The sequence below is a fragment of the Psychrobacter urativorans genome, assembly GCF_904846695.1.
Lineage (GTDB): Bacteria > Pseudomonadota > Gammaproteobacteria > Pseudomonadales > Moraxellaceae > Psychrobacter > Psychrobacter urativorans.
Window position 1 is genome coordinate 24,957 of the sequence record NZ_CAJHBR010000015.1, and the last position, 18,339, is coordinate 43,295.

General features: G+C 42.0%; 14 protein-coding genes. 9 read left to right on the forward strand and 5 right to left on the reverse strand.

Annotated elements, in window-relative coordinates:
- Nucleotides 1-805 precede the first annotated feature (805 nt).
- Nucleotides 806-2,020: an RtcB family protein gene (locus JMY09_RS10225; RefSeq protein WP_201623491.1), complete on the forward strand. Its 1,215-nt coding sequence runs from the start codon at nucleotides 806-808 to the stop codon at nucleotides 2,018-2,020.
- A gap of 55 nt (nucleotides 2,021-2,075) precedes the next feature.
- Nucleotides 2,076-2,321 carry a hypothetical protein gene (locus tag JMY09_RS10230; RefSeq protein WP_201623538.1) on the forward strand — a complete coding sequence of 82 codons (246 nt, stop codon included), beginning with the start codon at nucleotides 2,076-2,078 and terminating at the stop codon, nucleotides 2,319-2,321.
- Between the two features lie 147 nt (nucleotides 2,322-2,468).
- On the opposite strand, the gene miaB is transcribed toward JMY09_RS10230, so the two are convergent.
- Complete coding sequence (gene miaB / locus JMY09_RS10235; protein WP_201623492.1) at nucleotides 2,469-3,965, reverse strand: tRNA (N6-isopentenyl adenosine(37)-C2)-methylthiotransferase MiaB; 1,497 nt, start codon at nucleotides 3,963-3,965, stop codon at nucleotides 2,469-2,471.
- Nucleotides 3,966-4,513: 548 nt separating this feature from the next.
- Here miaB and JMY09_RS10240 point away from each other — a divergent pair.
- The 4 genes from JMY09_RS10240 (at nucleotide 4,514) to JMY09_RS10255 (ending at nucleotide 9,498) form a co-directional block, all read left to right on the forward strand.
- A complete protein-coding gene (locus JMY09_RS10240) occupies nucleotides 4,514-6,679 on the forward strand; it encodes a lytic transglycosylase domain-containing protein (protein ID WP_201623493.1) in 2,166 nt (721 codons plus the stop codon).
- A gap of 413 nt (nucleotides 6,680-7,092) precedes the next feature.
- Nucleotides 7,093-7,860, forward strand: a complete 768-nt coding sequence (locus JMY09_RS10245; protein WP_227677277.1) for a T2 family ribonuclease — start codon at nucleotides 7,093-7,095, stop codon at nucleotides 7,858-7,860.
- A 196-nt stretch (nucleotides 7,861-8,056) separates the two neighbouring features.
- Nucleotides 8,057-9,040 (forward strand): malate dehydrogenase, encoded by a 984-nt coding sequence (locus tag JMY09_RS10250; RefSeq protein ID WP_201623494.1) that lies wholly within the window; start codon nucleotides 8,057-8,059, stop codon nucleotides 9,038-9,040.
- Nucleotides 9,041-9,258: 218 nt separating this feature from the next.
- Nucleotides 9,259-9,498 carry a DUF2789 family protein gene (locus tag JMY09_RS10255; protein ID WP_201623495.1) on the forward strand — a complete coding sequence of 80 codons (240 nt, stop codon included), beginning with the start codon at nucleotides 9,259-9,261 and terminating at the stop codon, nucleotides 9,496-9,498.
- A 232-nt stretch (nucleotides 9,499-9,730) separates the two neighbouring features.
- Here the strand turns inward: JMY09_RS10255 and ribF are convergent, their stop codons facing one another.
- Complete coding sequence (ribF, locus tag JMY09_RS10260; protein WP_201623496.1) at nucleotides 9,731-10,840, reverse strand: riboflavin biosynthesis protein RibF; 1,110 nt, start codon at nucleotides 10,838-10,840, stop codon at nucleotides 9,731-9,733.
- Nucleotides 10,841-11,163: 323 nt separating this feature from the next.
- Between ribF and JMY09_RS10265 the strand changes: the two genes are divergently transcribed.
- Nucleotides 11,164-11,754 (forward strand): GNAT family N-acetyltransferase, encoded by a 591-nt coding sequence (locus JMY09_RS10265; RefSeq protein WP_265088015.1) that lies wholly within the window; start codon nucleotides 11,164-11,166, stop codon nucleotides 11,752-11,754.
- Between the two features lie 68 nt (nucleotides 11,755-11,822).
- Here JMY09_RS10265 and JMY09_RS10270 read toward each other — a convergent pair whose 3' ends face one another.
- From JMY09_RS10270 to ampD, 3 genes are all read right to left on the reverse strand, one after another.
- On the reverse strand, nucleotides 11,823-12,428 hold the full coding sequence (locus JMY09_RS10270) for a hypothetical protein (protein ID WP_201623498.1): 606 nt from the start codon (nucleotides 12,426-12,428) through the stop codon (nucleotides 11,823-11,825).
- A gap of 80 nt (nucleotides 12,429-12,508) precedes the next feature.
- The gene (murJ, locus tag JMY09_RS10275; RefSeq protein WP_201623499.1) at nucleotides 12,509-14,059 is read right to left on the reverse strand and encodes a murein biosynthesis integral membrane protein MurJ; all 1,551 of its coding nucleotides are present in this window, start codon (nucleotides 14,057-14,059) and stop codon (nucleotides 12,509-12,511) included.
- A gap of 153 nt (nucleotides 14,060-14,212) precedes the next feature.
- Nucleotides 14,213-14,824 carry a 1,6-anhydro-N-acetylmuramyl-L-alanine amidase AmpD gene (ampD, locus tag JMY09_RS10280; RefSeq protein WP_201623500.1) on the reverse strand — a complete coding sequence of 204 codons (612 nt, stop codon included), beginning with the start codon at nucleotides 14,822-14,824 and terminating at the stop codon, nucleotides 14,213-14,215.
- 218 nt (nucleotides 14,825-15,042) lie between these two features.
- Here ampD and JMY09_RS10285 point away from each other — a divergent pair, with 218 nt between their 5' ends.
- Together JMY09_RS10285 and JMY09_RS10290 are read left to right on the forward strand one after the other, a co-directional pair.
- Entirely contained in the window at nucleotides 15,043-17,343 is a 2,301-nt protein-coding gene (locus JMY09_RS10285) for an Lnb N-terminal periplasmic domain-containing protein (protein ID WP_201623501.1), read from the forward strand.
- Nucleotides 17,344-17,416: 73 nt separating this feature from the next.
- A complete protein-coding gene (locus tag JMY09_RS10290) occupies nucleotides 17,417-18,259 on the forward strand; it encodes an SDR family oxidoreductase (RefSeq protein WP_201623502.1) in 843 nt (280 codons plus the stop codon).
- Nucleotides 18,260-18,339 lie beyond the last annotated feature (80 nt).

Sequence of the window (18,339 nt, forward strand, 5' to 3'; positions counted from 1 at the left end):
TTTTTATTGGAATATTCAAAAAATTATTGACTTTATAATTTAAACCTTTATTATAATTCAATATTATCGATTAGATTTATACTATTCGCTAATAACCTATCTTAATTACCCTGCTATTGTCAGCCTTTGACAGTTAGCCACAACCTATGGAGGAATAACGATGTCCCACCTAAAAGCTAAGATGTTTTTGACGTTTTTAAAGATTGAATGTGTTAATGAAATGACAGCAGTGATGACCTCGCAAAGGTTGGGCTAAGTTTTAGACAGCAGTTCTCTGCTAATCTATTGGCTTTATCAACATCTGCCGAGCTAATCACCTCAGACTATATTTAGTGGCTTATACCTTAAGTCTTGCTATGCAATGCTTAGTCTGGCGCTGTACGGAAATATCTATTTATATAATACGATTATATCTACAAGTCTGCCTAGCGTTTTGCTAGGTCTTGGATGATACACAGCCGTATTATGGTAAATAAATGATCCTATCGGCTCATTTTTTTCACTTTCATAGCTATGGCTTATAAGCACTAGTACCAGCGATATTTATTAGTAAATATTATTTTCGCTACTACCTGCTATCAATCTTTTATTAAACTTCAAAAACCAAAAAATAGAATATATCTTTATTGAGGCTATTTATTTGCTCTCAATAAAGGTAACGGTATTTTATTGTCTAAAATTTAACTTATTAAAAATAATTTTCTTATTTAATTAGGCGGGATAAGTATTACCTAATAATTGATAAAAAATAATAAAAGCCTAGCAATAAAGTATCAATGATAATTAAAAGATGGAAAAATTATTAATGAGCATTCAATTAGTATTAAATGAAAGTGGTAAAAATGGGCTGCCGGTGAAGATTTACACTACTGATATAGAGCAAGGTGCCTTACAACAGCTGCGTAACTTAGCACAGTTGGAGTTTGTGCATTCACATATTGCAGTGATGCCTGATGTACATGTGGGTAAAGGGGCAACCGTAGGGAGTGTGATTCCTACTAAATCGGCCATTATTCCAGCGGCAGTCGGGGTCGACATTGGCTGTGGAATGAATGCAGTGCGACTATCACTAACAGCAAGCGATTTACCCGATAGCCTAAAGTCACTACGTTTAGCAGTGGAGCAACAAGTACCGGTTGGTTTTAATATGCATAAGCAAATTCAAGCCAAAATATCGACTCTTGACCCACTGGCAAAACGGCTAAAGCCGATTACTGATAAACATCCGGGGCTGCTTAAAATGCTCAGAGGTTTTGAGCGTACTTGGGCTAAGCAAATAGGGACTTTGGGCGGAGGTAATCACTTTATTGAGTTGTGCTTAGATGAGAATAATGATGTCTGGGTAATGCTACATTCTGGCAGTCGCGGCATTGGTAATTGTATTGGTCAGTATTTTATTAATTTGGCCAAAAAGGAGCGTCAATCACGCTTTGGTCATGTGCCTGATCGCGATTTGTCCTACTTTGCTGCGAGTTCTGATAGCTTTGCTGATTATATTGAAGCTGTGGAATGGGCGCAAGACTATGCCTTGGAGAATCGTCGCGAGATGATGCGCTTGGTTATCAAATCCTTGCAGTCGCCGCAAGTAGGATTGCCACGCTTTCAGCTAACCAAAGAGGCTATCAACTGTCATCATAATTACGTCAATGAAGAAGTGCATTTTGGTGAGCAAGTCTATGTCACTCGTAAAGGGGCTATTAGTGCTTATGCCGGTGAGCTGGGGATTATTCCTGGCTCGATGGGCGCTAAGTCGTTTATTGTTAGTGGTCTAGGCAATAGTGAGTCGTTTTGTTCCTGTTCACATGGAGCAGGGCGACGTATGAGTCGGGGTAAGGCGGTGCGTACTTTCACTATTGATGAGTTAAAAGCACAAACGCAAGGCGTCGAATGTCGTAAAGATAAAGGGGTTATCGATGAAATTCCTAACGCCTATAAAGATATCGATGAAGTGATGGCCAATCAGAGCGACTTAGTAGAAGTCGTGCATACGCTAAAGCAGGTTATGTGTATTAAAGGCTAATGCTTGCCGCTAAAAACCAAAATTGATCGAATAAATTATAAATATAGGTAATCTAATGAGCTTAAAACAAACCTTAAAAAAGGCCAAGCAGATTGAACGGCAGTTAGAAAGTTGCAATAGCGATGTTCTCAATAGTCCTAGTCAATTACTAGGCACTGTCAAACCACGCAACTATTTGGCGCTTGACCCGCTGTTAAAAAAGGGCGGGATTCATGAAAGAGAAGATATCGATATCGCTCGTAAAAAGCGCCGTCGTGAAACCAAGCAACAGCTGCGACGCACAGACTGGTCATTAGAGTAGCTTTTGATTCAATCTAGATAAACATTCACTCACAAAAAAGCCGTTCACTATCAATAGCGAACGGCTTTTCTTATTCTATAATCGTTGACTGTCACAATCTTCACGCCAACCTACAAGATTTCAATCAAATATTGAAGATCAATCAACCTAAGCTAAGACCTCAACCAGCTCACCCTTGACCATATGCGGACTGACAAAATCAGTAATGCGCACGTTAACGATCTTGCCTAGTAGCTCGTCCATTTTATCAGCGTCATAGGGGAACATCACCGTACGAGTATTATCAGCGGTACCGATCAAACAATCAGGGTGACGATTGGCTACTTGCTCGACTAATACTCGAGTAGTCGTACCAACCATCTCATGAGATTTTTGTAGCGTTGAATCGATAATAACCTTTTGAAATTCAGCTAAGCGTGCCTTTTTAGTCTTAAAAGTCACATCATCAGGCAGTTCAGCGGCTGGTGTGCCTGGACGCTTAGAATAGATAAAGCTATAGGAATGATCGAAGTTCAATTCTTTAGCTAAATTTAGCGTTTGCTGAAAGTCTTCATCGGTCTCACCAGGGAAGCCGATAATGAAATCACTAGAGAGATGAATATCAGGACGAATAGCTTTAAGTTTATTGATCTGATCGATATAAACATCAATAGTATGGTTGCGCTTCATCGCTGCCAATATCGCATTCGAGCCACTCTGCACTGGTAGATGCAGATGTGATACTAGCTCCGGTAGTTGGGCATAAGCGTCAATAATATCATCAGTAAACTCTAACGGATGACTAGTAGTATAACGAATACGCTCTACACCATCGACATGTGAGACGTAGTGTAATAGCTCAGCAAAACGGCAAATGCTGCCATCGTCTTTTTCGCCACGATAGCCGTTGACGTTCTGACCTAATAAGTTTATCTCACGAACACCTTGCGCTGCTAAGCTATCAATCTCAGCCAACACATCATCGAGTGGGCGGGACAACTCTTCGCCGCGAGTATAAGGCACTACACAGAATGAGCAATATTTTGAGCAGCCTTCCATGATCGAGACAAAAGCTTTATAACCTTCGACCCGTGGCTCTGGTAAGAAGTCAAACTTCTCAATGCTAGGGAAGGACACATCGATAGTACCGATACGGTTTTTTGGGGCGATATCTTGCTGCTTATTGGATTGATCATACAACTCAGGTAAGCGATGCAAAGTTTGTGGTCCAAATACCATATCGACATAAGGCGCACGCTTTTGGATGTTATCGCCTTCTTGTGAAGCTACGCAGCCGCCAACACCAATCACTAACTCTGGACGTTTTTCTTTTAACTTGCGCCAGCGGCCTAATTCTGAGAAGACTTTTTCTTGTGCTTTCTCACGAATAGAGCAAGTATTCATCAGTAGCACATCAGCTTCATCGATATTATAAGTGACTTCCATACCATGCGAATCGCCGAGCACATCAATCATTTTGCCAGAATCATAGACATTCATCTGACAGCCTTGAGTAGTAATAAAGACTTTTTTAGCTGCTATGGCTGGCGCTGCCTCTGAGGCTAGCTTTACAGGAGCATTGACCATAGTACCACTAACCATATCGCTATCAGTTTGGTTAGCAACAGCGTCATCGATGCGGGGGTTAAATACAGTAACACTCATAAGTAAAGTCCATGATTAACAAACAGAATATAGCGGCAGCAGGCCATTAATGGTGGCATATTTTATCATAATCGGTCAGCAATGTGAAAAAGAAGCTTAGTCTGATAGCTATAATCATGATAAATTATTTATAATAGTATCAATTGCTTAACTAATCGCTGTCTAAGCTAAGCATAGACCTTGATAACAGCGCTTTAATGCTAGCTTTTACCTCTCAGCATTTTTAGTAATAGAGCTTTGTTAGCTATCACTAGTCTTTAACTATTATCTAGTACAGTTAACTTAAAGTATTAGATTACAACCAGTTGCGTATCTTAAAGCACTCATATCACGGTTGTGTTACTCGCTATTGTCCTATTTATTTATAATTGGTAAAGGTAATGGTTCAACATTGGCCTAATGTTGGCTTAATATAGTATGATAAGCGCCATCACCTTAGCGATATTCAATGAATCGCTGTTTAAGCCTTATTAGGGCGTGTCTGATAATTCGATAATAACCTCAAGGTCGAATATCTAATATGTCTTTACATAATTAAGAGAGTCAGAATGACAAAGCATAATGTTGCCCACAACCTTAGTAATAGTGACACTAGGCCCAAATGCTTCAATGCCGCCACCCTGAAAATGAGTGCTCTTAGCTTAGCAACGGCAATGAGTGCGCTAGGGTTATCACAAGTCGCTCATGCTGAGCTGACATGGGGTAATAGTGAAGAGAATACTTATCAGCAACCAAGCAACTTTGAGCAATCGAGCAACTTTGAGCAACCAAGCAACTTTCAGCAATCGACTAATTTTCAGCAAGATAGTAGTGTTAGTTCCTTTAATGCTGCCGCCCAAGCGGAAAGTCGTGGCGATGTGAATGCGCTCTATAATTATGAGCAGTCGATGAGCGGTGGCTTGTTTGCGATGTATCCTACTTATTGGCGAATGAACTTAGATTTGAATGCGCAAAGTTCAGCAGCAGTATCACAATTTGTTCGTCAATATCCAAATACCGTTATGGCAGAAAAACTGGCTGCTGATTTTGCTGAAACTAAAGCAGCTGCAGGGGATTATGCTTCTGTACGTCAAGTGGCCAATTTGATCACCAACGCCGATGCGAGCGAGCGCTGTGCTATTGGGCTGGGTTTTAATAATGGTGGCGATACTATGCGTGCCATGGCAGAGAAATCAGACGTTTGGCTTAAAACTCTCAAGCAGCCAGCACTATGTGAGCAGCTAGCGACTGAGATGAATAACAATGCGTTGATCAGTAATCAAGACCGTGCAGCACGGCTAAAGCGTATGCTGCGTAAGGGCAAAACTGGCGATATAATGACATTGTCTTCACGTCTTGGGGCCACTATTCCTTATTCGGCACTCAGTGAAATTCAGCTAAGCCCAACGTCGTTCTTCAGTCGTTTTGGCATGCAGCCTAATAGCCAAACCAACCAATACTTATATCTATATGCTATGGGACGCCTAGCTGACAAATCTTATCGTGAAGCCTCGCAACAGCTGGAATTCGATATTAAGCAAGATAATCAGCGTTCAGCGCGCCTGTTAAATGATGACACTCGTCGTTATGCCTATCGTATCCTTGGGGTAGAGCGTATGGGGCACAATACTGATGATGGCTTCAATGCTGAGGCCGTTGACTGGTTCCGTAACAGCTTGGATAATGACTTTAACTTTGAAGAAGCTGAAGATTATGCTATAGCTGCTATTCGCTTTAGTCGTTGGGATGATGTGGTTGAAGCCATCTCCAAAATGGATGCTGAAACTCAAAAAACTAACAAATGGCAATACTGGCTAGCACGTGCTTATGAGCAATCAGGCGATAATAGTAAGCGCAGCACTGCTAAAAAAATGTATCAGCAGCTAGCCAAGAGTAATGAATATTATGGTCTGATGGCTAAAGATAAGGCGGGTCAGCGTTTTGATATTAATGCCTTAGGCGGTAATAACTTACCTAATGTTAGTAGCGCTGATCGTGCTCGTGTCCTGCAAGACCCAAACTTCGCTCGTGCTTTCGCCTTATATAATGGTGATGCCAATCGAACTCATGCTAATCGCGAATGGAACTGGGCGGTTAAGCAGGCTCGTGACAAGCGTGATGACAACTTGATCATTGCAGCAGCGCTACAAGCACATGATGTAGGCTGGCTTGATCGTGCTATTTATGCGGCAGATAATACTGATAAAGCCAGTAGTTTAGCGCTATCACACCCGATGCCACATCAGAGCTCTGTAGTTCGTTATAGCCAGAACGCAGGTATAGATCCGGCTTGGGCTTATGGCATTATGCGTCAAGAAAGTCGTTTTGTGACCTCGGCACGCTCGAACGTTGGCGCTAGTGGTCTGATGCAAATTATGCCCGACACCGCCAAGTATATTGCTCGTAATTTAGGTGAAGCCTATAGCGCAACTAAAGCTAATAGTGGCGATACTAATATTCGTTATGGCACTTGGTATATGAGTGATATTTTGGCTAAGTTGAATTCTCAGCCAGTACTAGCAACGGCAGGCTATAACGCAGGACCTAATAAAGCTAAGCGCTGGCAGCCAGTGTATGGGACGCTTGATGCTGACCAGTATGTTGAATCTATCGCTTATCCTGAGACCCGCAATTATGTCAAACATGTGATGGAGAATGCTACGATATATAGTAATCTATTAGGTCGTGGGCAGCCTATCACTCAGCGTATGGGTACTATTCCAGCCGCTTTTTAACTACAGCTGATAGCTATCAACCGTAGCGTTGTTATAATCTGTCGCTATTATTTAAATCATTATGTGTGCAAATAAGCCATTAGTACTTCGCTACTAATGGCTTATTTTTTTAGCCTTGTTGCTAAAAGTATTCAATAAACACACCCTAAGCAGGTGTTCCTTGGTGCTGCCTTATTTACTCTATTTTTAAGAGTTTATTTTATAGTCTTATTACCTACTATTTTAATAGAAGCTACTGTCGAAACTGGGCGCTAATAAAAGAATATCCTCAGCGGTTTGCTCAGCAACTTACGTTTCTGCTATAGATTAAAAAAAGGGTTTTGTTACCATTGCATTAAATATTATCACTATTCTGAGTATGGTTACCTAAGTCTATAACCATCGCTTGATAACGACTGAATGTTTTATTAATTATGATAAAAAAATCCTTACAACATACCAGTCCTATAATCACTAACTCGCAGTTGATTAAGCAGCTATGGTGGTGCTATATCATAAAATTAAAGTCGATAACCGGCAGCTATTCAGCAGCTACTACACCTACTAAGTCTACTTTGTTTAGTGCTATCGTAGGATGCTGCCTGCTATTAGGGATGACATCAACGCCCGCTCAAGCTGCCAATGTATCTAAGAGCGGGCAGCGAGTACTGATGATTGAGATGACTCCAGCGTTATGTAAAATGCAACCCTCGCGTTCGCGCATGCGCCAGTGTTTAGAAGGCTATTCACTGACAGTAGCAGGCCTCAATCTAGGCTCTGGCAATCGTTGTGAACGGGGTAGTGAGCCTGATTTGACGCCTTTACAACTTAAAGTGGTCAACCGTATCATGCCAGATAGTACGGTTCGGAGCCAAGCGTGGTATAGATATGGTGCTTGTAGCCCACTGAGTGCCAACAATTACTTTCGCCAAATTGTCAGTCTTGCTAGCGAGTTAAAGTTACCAAGTGAGCTCAACAGTGGCAATAGTTATACCGTTTCTAAGTCAAGTTTTCTAGGTCAGATGACTCGACTAAATAGTGGAATGAATAGTGCCAGCATTGACCTGATCTGTCAGGATGCTGACCGGCGTCAATCCATTCTTACCGAAGTGCATATCTGTTATGAGGGTAACCAGTTCGGTACTTGTAGCAGTCCAATAAATAGTTGTGGTAAAAACTTTATCATTTCAGGCGGCAAATAAGCGCTGATATCTTTAAGTTATGGTAAGTATAAAATGTAACAAAATAGACCATAATGCACTTACCGTTGTCCCTAGACGGTTTGGCAAACGAAGTGCTACACTAGCCTCGGTTTATGGCAGTTGCTACATACAAGCTCAATGAGCATAAATTAATAAGCAAGAAAACCATATCTAATAATCAATTAGGGAGTATTTTATGAAACAGCCTATACGTGTTGCCGTAACTGGTGCTGCAGGTAATATCAGCTATGCAATGTTATTTCGTATTGCATCTGGTGAGATGCTAGGTAAAGATCAGCCTGTTATTTTGAATTTACTTGAAATCACTCCAGCACTTGACGCCCTTAAGGGTGTGGTTATGGAACTACAAGACTGTGCCTTTCCTTTATTAGTAGATATCGTTCAAACGGATGATGCCAAAGTAGCATTTAAAGATGTGAGTTATGCTTTATTAGTAGGCTCACGCCCACGTGGTCCAGGTATGGAACGCAAAGATTTATTAGAAGCTAACGCGGCGATTTTTTCAGCTCAAGGTAAAGCGCTTAATGACGTGGCTAACCGTGATGTAAAAGTTTTAGTTGTAGGTAACCCTGCAAACACTAACGCGGTTATCGCTCAGCGTAATGCACCAGATCTTGATCCACGTAATTTTACTGCAATGACTCGTTTGGATTACAACCGTGGTATAGCTCAGTTGGCTGAAAAGACAGAAACTACAGTCAATGATGTTAAGAAGATGATCATCTGGGGCAACCATTCATCCACTCAGTATCCTGATCTAACGGCTTGTACGGTTAACGGTAAGCCAGCCTTAGATTTGGTTGATCGTGATTGGTATGAAAACACTTATATCCCAGAAGTACAAAAGCGTGGCGCAGCAATTATTAAAGCACGTGGTGCCTCTTCAGCAGCCTCTGCTGCTAACGCAGCTATTGCCCATGTACGTACCTGGGTAATGGGTACAGAGGGCGATGATTGGGTATCTATGGGTGTCTATTCTAATGGCGAATATGGTATTGCTAAAGGTTTGATCTACTCATTCCCTTGTACTTGTAAAGATGGTGACTGGTCTATCGTTGAGGGTGTTGATGTATCATCAGACTTCTCAAAAGATAAAATGGCAGCTACTGAGCAAGAGCTTAGCGAAGAGCGTGATGCCGTATCACATCTATTGCCATAAGCTAAATTTTATAGCTAATAGATAATAAAAAGTCTTACTATTATAGTGAGGCTTTTTTTTAAGAGTTTTTTGCGATTCTACAAGTTTAGAGTAGAGTACAACGTTAACATAACTGGTAACGTTGGATAACAAATCGTTTAATCTACCTTGCTACAATAGTTGCTGATTAGTGAGATAATAAACACAAAAATAATTGCCAAAATTAAAGGAGAGAGATAATGTTAGGTGAACCAAGTTACAGTATAAACGACTTATTTGCTCAATTAGGATTAGATAGCTCAGACGCAGCTATTGATGCTTTTATTGAAAACAACCAGTTAGCCAAAGACGAAGAGCTGACAAAGTCGAAAATTTGGGATGAGAAGCAACGTATGTTCTTACAAGAAGAATGGAAAAAAGACGCAGTATGGGTAGAGATTATCGATGAGTTGAATGTACGTTTGCATCCTACCGCTTAACGGGCATTAATCCTTAGTTTTAAATAATTACTCCCAAACACTTAGGCTTAAATAATTAATTATCTTAAATAATTAGTTTCAACCGCCAGTTACATAGTTAATAATGCATAAAAAACCCACAAACGAGCGTTTTGTGGGTTTTTTATGCGAGCGGTGTAGAGGCTATATAGAATCGTCACTTAGCGCTAGCACTGAGCAAACAGGTTACTTTATAAATGAGCCTAGGATAAGGCTAGTCAAGCTGCTGTTGTCGCCATACTAATAAATCTGCCACATCGTTATGTATCCCTGCTCTCAAAGCTTCTAAGCCGTTATAGTGACGTTCACCATGCAAAAAATGCAAAAAACGTACTTGCAAGGTCTGCTCATACAAGTCGGCTTGCAACTGTGGAAAGTGTACTTCTAAACGCCATTCATGAGGCTTATCAACTGAAGGTCGAGTGCCGATACTAGCCGTACCAAATAGACTATGCGGCTGTAAACCGGCCACGCCGCTCTGGCCATTAGTCGCAAACTGGCTTAGCCCATCAGCGATAACTTCACCTTTATCATCGAGCGCAACCACATCAACAGCGAAAATACCATGTAGAGCGGGTTTAATACGAGCCAAATCGATATTAGCAGTAGGGAAGTCCAAAGTACGCCCGATCTTATCACCACTGATTACTAATCCGGTAATAGTATAGTCGCGACCCAGTAACTTATTGGCAGCGTTGATATCACCAGCCAATAGTAAGTCACGCACTCGCGTAGAGCTAATACGCTCAGCAGTGTTCAATTCAGCAGTATCGTTAGCAACCGCGCTGTGGTCACTGTCGTTATGATTAGTGTCAGTAACCGTATGTAGGTTAATCACTTGCAAGCCATAATCACGCAAAAACTGACTGTCACCAATACGGTCATGACCAAAACGAAAATCATCGCCTAACACTAAGGCTTGTACATTGAGCTGCAAGGCTAATAAATCAGCAAATGCCTTAGCCGATAAAGCACGAAAGTCACTATCAAAACTGACTACTATCAGGGTCTCAACGCCATGCTCAGCTAATAAGGCTTGTTTTTCTGCCAAATTAGTTAAGCGAGCAGGGGCAGTATCAGGAGAAAAGAACTCCCGTGGCTGTGGCTCAAATATCATCACTGCTGAGCTCAAGTTTGACTCATTAGCTATAGTACGCACTTGCGCCAGCATAGCTTGATGACCTAAGTGCACACCATCAAAATTGCCAATAGTTAACACGCAAGGCGTCAGTTGTGACGGATAGTTAGCCGCTGCCAACGGATCATTGTCCGTCAGCATCGCGTTTGATGTGGTAATTAGTTGCTCAAGAAAATAGGTATTCATAAGTTTGCAGCTACGATAAGAGCGAATAAATAAAAACACTGCCAAGAATAGATTTGCAGGGTTTAAAGCCAGTCATTATAAAGTAAAATAGCGTCAGTGACATTACTACTGACATTATCAGTAACATTACCGATAACATTGTCAATAAGGTAACCGATGACGTCATTAATAGCTATTTTATAGCACTGATTATTCCAACAGTCACTATTAGAATACTGATTAACGGCCCACCCTTTATTAAGTCTATAACTGAGTCAATAAATACTGCAACAACCCTTACAATAATTAAGACAACACCCCCTATATTAACTATGAGAGCTATTATGAGTGAGTTTCATGCTGAGCCAATAAGGCTAACTGATAAATTTATAGTTCAACGCGCAACTGCTGATGATCTAGCCGTTGTGTTAGCTATTTATAACCAAACTATCGCTGGTAAGCAAGCTACGGCCAATTTAGTGCCAGTCAGTTGTGAAGAGCGCACCGATTGGTTTAGCGAGCATATTGACAGTCCTACACGGCCCATTTATGTGGTTAAAACTAGTAACAGCGAAGAGCAGAACCAGGAACACAATCTGAATAAGCAACCGTCAATCATTGTAGCTTGGGGCAGTTTTAGCGACTTGTACTCGCGTCCGGCTTATCATATCAGTAGCGAAATTAGTATTTATTTGCATAGTGATTATCATGGCCAAGGGTTAGGCAGCTTGCTTACCCGCTGGATGCTTTTGCAAGCACCAAACTTAGGTATTCGCAATATTGTCGCTCTGGTCTTCGCCCATAATAAACCCAGCTTAGGACTATTTCATAAGCTGGGTTTTGAGCAGTGGGGCTATATGCCCCAAGTCTGCGATATGCAAGGCTTTATAGCGGATGTAGTGATGCTAGGTATAGCGGTTAAGAGCCAAGACTAGCGCAAGGTTTTGTCAAATACTTACTCAAAACCTTGCTTGCAACCTTCGTTAAAAGTTTGCTCAGCTATTTAGCCTAGTATTTTCCATTTGCCATCTACTTTTTGTAGTTCATAAGACAGCGGGGCGGGTTGTTTTTGACCTTTTAGCATGAGCTCACCGTCTATAGTAGCGCGGGTCTTATCTTCATTATAGCTAGTATTAGTGATAGTAACGCCTTCTACGGTCTGCTGAAAAGCATACTGGGTCTTCGCAAGCTCTTGCTCAAAATTAGCTAGATCTACTTTATAGTAAGTTGCTGCTTGTTTAACATCGCCATAATATAAAGTGTTGAGCGCTTGTTTTACCGTATCTTCAGGGGTGCCAGCTTCAGTAGGGTTATTGACCAGACTGGGCTGCTCACCCGTAGCAAGTGCTGGATTGGTAACGTCACTAACTGCCTGATCAGTAGTTGCATCGCTAGGGGCACTGTTAGGGGACGCTACTGATTCTTCTGTGCTATTACTGCTGCTATTGGTAGCACTATCAGCCTTCTGTTTGTTAGCGACCGTATCAGCTGAGTTGCCCTCAGTACTAACTTCGTCGACATCATTACTACTACAGCCACTTAACAGCAAGCCAGTGCTTAACAAGCTAGCTGTTAGTAGTGATAGTAACTTTAAAGTTTTGGTTGTCATAGCAGACCTCAGAATTCGTATATATTTATATAGTAACAGCCAATGGACAGCTTAAGCCTGTTTTGGTGACTGGTATCCCTTTAACCGTGTCTAAGCTGGCGTGGACGAAAGCCACTAGCGATTAGCACTACCGCGTAGACTAAGGCGCCTACCGTGCAGATAATCAATAAAGCTACTAATCGCTTCCATTGCGCTGAATCAGTTGGGAAGTAAGGAAGCATTAAGTATAGAGCTGTCACCATCGATACGGTAGCAGCCAAAAACTGGCTAAAAAGTTTTTTCCAATGGCTGTCAAAGCGAAAAATATCACGCTTATGTAAGAAATAATACAGCAAACCGGCATTAACAAAGGAGGCGAAAGTAGTTGCCAGCGCAAGGCCGCCATGCAGCGGTATATCAAACAGATAAAAAATACCGATAAAGATCACACTAAAAATCATGTTAGCAAATACTGAAATAATACCAATCTTGACTGGCGTTCTGATATCTTGACGAGCAAAAAAAGCGGGTGCAAAGACTTTAATAAGCATAAAGCCTAAGATTCCACCAGCCATACTACGTAGCGCTAAACCACTCATTTGCGCATCACGTAAACTGAATTCGCCACGTAAAAATAACGCTTGCATCAACACATCAGCAAGTACGAATAGCGCAGCAGCAGCAGGTAGACCGACAACGACGATTAAACGTGCCGCCCAATCGATAGTTTTCTTAAAGCTAGCATCGTCTTTTTTTGCCTCACTTTTAGATAAACTCGGTAAGATAACCGTACCAATAGCCACCCCAATTAGTCCTAGCGGTAGTTCGCTCATACGCTCAGCAGCATATAACCAAGATACTGAACCGCCAATCATTAAGGAGGCAAATATAGTATTGAGGAGTAAGTTAATCTGGGTAACTGATACGCCAAAGATAGCTGGCAGCATCAGCTTTAAGATACGCCTAACGCCTTCATGTTGGAAGTCAATTTTAGGCATCACTAATAGCTTTTGTTGCGATAACTGCGGCAATTGGATCAATAGCTGTAGTAGACCGGAGATAGCCACTGCATAGCCTAGCGCCATAATAGGCGTGTCTAACATCGGTGAAATAACCACCGCTGCACCTATCATGCATAAGTTCAGCAGTACTGGTGCAAAAGCAGGAGCAGCAAAGCGCCCATAACTCTGCAAAATGCCGCTGGCAAAGGCCGTCATAGAAATAAATAATAAATAAGGAAAAGTTAAGCGCAATAGTTCAGCAGTAAGCGCAAATTTATTGGGCTGATCAGCGAAACCTGGAGCGAACAAGGTTACTACCCAAGGGGCAATCAAAATCACCACAAGAGTGAGCATCGATAAAATAAGCAGCAGTGCGCCTGAGGTGCGACTGACTAGAATTTGAACTTGTTGTAAGCTGTACTTTTCTTTGTATTCAGATAATACTGGTACGAAAGCTTGGCTAAATGCGCCTTCAGCAAACAGACGTCGCAGAAAGTTAGGGATCTTAAAGGCTACCAAAAAGGCATCCATTAACCCACCTGCACCAAACACCCCTAGTAATACGATATCACGTACTAGACCTAAGATACGCGATAGCATGGTCATGCTACTGACCACCATCGTGGAACGAAATAATCGACTTTTTGCCATGGGAACCTATTCGCTAATTTGTCTGATAATTGACTACTGCAAAAAAACTGACGGATTATAGCATTTTCATAGCCTATCTATAGCATATTCATAGCTCATCTATAGCATAGAATAATGAATGGCTTTCGGCGGGTGTAAAGGTAGTGATGGACACTAGCCCATACGATTTTGCGTAACCATGGCGCGTAATTTAGCCCATTCAAAATAATCACCTGGATCGGTCTTACGTCCTGGAGCAATATCACTGTGTCCAGTTAAGTGCTGGCAAGTTTTAGGATAAGCCTGATAAATAGCGCTAATGACTTGCGCCAAGACTTGGTACTGCTGGTCGGTAAAAGGGCTAAAATCTGATCCTTCAAGTTCTATACCAATGCTATAATCATTACATTGAGTACGGCCCAAATAACTTGATCTACCGGCATGCCAAGCCCGCTCATCAAAGTTTACGAATTGAGTGATAGCGCCATCACGCTCTATAAATAGATGTGCCGAGACTTCTGCGCCTTCTATAGTTTGAAAATAAGGATGCGCTTGCCAGTCTAGTTGATTGGTAAATAGCGCTTTGACATAGTGAGTCCCATTGGCGTCAGTGGCGCCGAACTCACTAGGTGGTAAGCTGATATTATGAATAACGATAGTATCGATATCGATGTCATTAGGACGCGAATTGCTATTAGGGGAGCACAGCCACGTAGCTGCTGACAAGTGCCCCTCACTAATGGTCATCGCAGCAGCTGACAATGACAGGTTTGCTGATATTGGCATAGTATTCTCTAAGATATAGATTGATTTAAAGCAAGATCGTTAGCAAGTTAATCAGTAAGATAGTGCGCAAAATATTACTAAGCAACCGACGCTAACAACTAATTATAAATATAATGGACAAAGTTCATGAAAATCAACAAAATTTATCTAAGCTTTTATTTGTAAATTACCAGTAAACCTTAGCAAATACACTTTAATAAAGCACGAGGATTTATTCTATGCCTAAAGCACCTAATGTAATAGTATCCGCATACCCGCAAGCTAACTTTAAGGTTGCCGAGGATAGTTTCGCTAGAAGTCGTTGGGCTAGAATAAGTAAGCGTGCTCGTTTACCGGCTACTATCGCCGGCTTACTATTGACTGTACAGTCGCAAGCGTTTTTACCGACTCCAGAATCAGTAGTGACAACAGGAGCATTAGCGGATGAAACCCAGCCATTAGCCACTAAGGCAAAAATAATCGATGTAAACCCAGCGTTGACTGCTGCTAGTAAGGTCACTAATCAAGGCACTAAGCAAGTCGCTAAGCAAGTCGCTAAGCAAGTCACTAATGAGGCACCAAACAATAGCAATGCTACGGCTGCTAGTTCTAAAGCTAGTACTAGTGCAGTAGCAAACAACGCTGAGCAGCTGCTCATGACTTGGCGTCAACAAGTGCAAGCGGACAATTTAGCTCAGCATACGACTTGGCGCAGGTTATTATATTTTATTGATGATAATAAAAGTATTTTTACCAAAAATACAAATAACAGTATGATCGACAACCCAAAGTTCTTTTTAAGCGCTACTGGTCAGCAAGATTCAGCTGCAGAACTTGATGCGACATTAGTTGCACTAGCGCAAGAGTTCACTAGGGCGCGCAGCACTGCTAACACCAGCAGTAATGCACACATTGCTGCAAATGATTCGGTACTTTGTCGCTTTCCGGCGCGAGTCAAATGGCTAACGGATAGTTTGAATTTTCACGATGCTCAATTGCAGATTGACTGCCCAAAGCTGGATGCTTGGATGACAGAGCTAGCCCCTGCGCAGCTGTCAGTAATGTTCGCTGAAGAATATCTAGACAATCCCATCTCTGGGTTTGGACATACTCTGATGCGTATAGATTCAGCAGCTAGTGCGGCAGATTTTAATCAAATTCACCATGCTTATGCGCTTAATGATACGGTCGATGGTGATAGTTCTGATAACTTTATCCTCTATGCCATAAAATCAGCGACTGGTCGCTATAATAATTTGATCGAGATTGATCCTTATCCAAAAAAGCTGGCAGAGTATTTAAAAACTGACGAACGGGATAGTTGGACTTATCAGTTAAATTTGACTCCGGATGAGGTGCAGCAAATCATGTTGCATGTTTGGGAAACTAAAGACTTAGCGCTACCTTATTACTTTGCCACAGATAACTGCGCTTCTGAGATTTTACGGCTGATCGATGTGGTACGGCCCGATGAGCACTTATTAAGTCAGCTGCCGTACGCGGTTATTCCCTCTGATGTCGTCAACTTACTACAAAAAAACCAGCTGCTAGCCAGCAGTCGCTTTACTCCTTCTGATAGTAGCGTGCGCCAAGCACAGTTAAATCAAGCAAAACAACAAGCCAAGCTTACTAGCAAAGACCAGCTAGGCTATCATCAGCTAAGTAATAGTGAGATTGAAGCTATTAAATCAGTTGATAGCAACCCGGCGTCAAGTATGGCTACTGATGGCCAAACGCTATTGCTGTTAGCTATTGCTGCCTCAGATAATAATCCACTTGACCGTCATTCTTTACAGCGCGGTCATATTGGCATAGGTAATCGTGGCGACAACAGCTATATCGATGTCGGACTACGCGCAGGCTTTCACGATACTTTGGATCGTCCTACCGGATTTCACCAGTTCTTCGACTTAGAAGGGCTTGAAGCAACGCTGCGCTTTTATGATAACGATAACGATAAAGGTGAGCAGCCAAGAAAGGTCGAATTACAGAACTTTACCTTGATTCGTGGGCGCTCATTTAATCCAGTCAATACTGCCCAAAAAGGTAAAACTTGGGGTGCCAGTGTCGAAGCCACTCGGGTTAATGATGGCTCGCGACGAGATGGCACTGATCATTTAGTGGCTAGTACTACCCTTGAGTACGGCAAATCGTGGGCATTTGGTACGCCAGCCACAGAGTCATCAGGCTTAATAAGCGCTGAGATGCCGCCGCAGCTGTGTTACGCCTTGGCTACTGGAGCAGTGCAAGGTGGGCGTGGGATTAGCAAAGGCTACCGTGTAGGTGCTGGGGTCAATGCTGGTTGTGTCTATCAGATTAACAATCAGTTACGTGCGCAAGCTGAATTGCAACTGCCATATTGGTATCATGGCAGCAGTGACGAAGATGCGCAGGGTAGCTACTGGCAGCCTATTACTACTCTTGGGTTGCAATATGATATAGATAAAAAACAAGCACTACGTATCAATGGTAGCTACGATTGGCAAGATCGCGTCGATGCTAACGATGATATAAAATTAGCTTACATGCGTTACTTTTAAGAACTATCAAAGCTAATTATCAAACACGGTTATTAATAACCGTAGCAAAAACAATTATAAATAAGGACCGTTTATGAGCACTCAGCAATGGCTAGTTATCGGTCAAGGTGATATTGGTTTACCAGTGACTAATAAGCTTGCCCAACAAGGTTACTCAGTGACTGGACTTGCACGCAGCGCGCGTAGCGATTACGCTTTAGCTGAGCAAGCAAATTTTATACAAGCCGATGCGCTTAAAGTCAGTGCCGAACAGTTGCAAGACTTTACTTGTATCACTATTATCGTCACCCCTGATGAGTACTCAACTAGCGGTTATAATAAGAGCTATTTAAGTATCTGTCAGCATTTGGCCCAGCTTGCTGAGCAGTTACCTAAACTTGAGCGTGTAGTATTCATCTCATCAACAGGTGTATATGGTCAAAATAAAGGCGAGTGGATTGACGAAAATACGACACCAGCTACTCCTGAGCGTGATGCCTCAAAAGTAATATTGCAGGCGGAGCAAGCGCTGCAACGAGGTTTTGCTGATAAAGCTGTTATTATTCGTCCTAGTGGCATTTATGGACGCCAGCGTTTAATGCGTTTACGTAAGGTCAAAGAGGACAACAAAGACCCTATAGCTAGCACTGATTGGAGCAATCGGATCATGGATAGCGATTTGGTCACTATTATTAGTAAAGTACTGACCATTGAGGCACCTAAGTCGCTTTATTTGGCTACTGATTATTTACCAGTGACTACCTTACAATTGAGCGCTTGGCTAAGTCAGCAGCTACAACAATCGCCGCCAATTGTCGATGATAAGCAGACAGCGATTACCGGCAAGCGCCTACACAGCAATATTCCATTAGCTTGGCTTGAGTTTGCCGATTGGCAAGCTGGGTATAGTGATATATTGCAGCATCAACAGGATTAGAGTCTGTTGAAAGAATTATAATATTATTTAGATTGTATAAATGGTGACTTAGAGTATCAGTAGCTATTATTGAGCTGGTT